Origin of the sequence: Stenotrophomonas sp. GbtcB23, assembly GCF_019091045.1 — a bacterium.
GTDB classification, from domain to species: Bacteria; Pseudomonadota; Gammaproteobacteria; order Xanthomonadales; family Xanthomonadaceae; genus Stenotrophomonas; species Stenotrophomonas rhizophila_A.
Map to the genome: position 1 here is coordinate 1 of NZ_JAGXKC010000485.1, position 257 is coordinate 257.

Genomic DNA, 257 nt, shown 5'->3' on the forward strand with positions numbered 1-257 from the left:
CTGCATGTGCCTTGTTGCCATCACCGGTCAGCTCCGAGGGGCGGTAGAAGAGCTTGATGACATTGCGCATCGCCACCTGGACATAGTTGAGGCTGGCATCGGCGGGCCTGGCCGGAATGCCGATGACGTGTACATAGAAGATGGTCTCGCGGTCGCGCGGCAGGTCGTGGGCGAGGGCAACGATCCGCACGCTCTGCGGCCCGTTCGGGTCCACGCGTCTCACCGCCGGGGGTAGTGCGAAGGGCACTTCGAGGCCG

At 65.4% G+C, this 257-nt stretch carries 1 protein-coding gene; it reads right to left on the minus strand.

Annotated features, from left to right (window positions below; translation table 11 throughout):
- Positions 1-214, minus strand: a 214-nt coding sequence (locus KVS69_RS19855) for a fimbria/pilus periplasmic chaperone (protein ID WP_217539830.1), incomplete at its 3' end; no start/stop codon positions are given.
- Between the last annotated feature and the right edge of the window lie 43 nt (positions 215-257).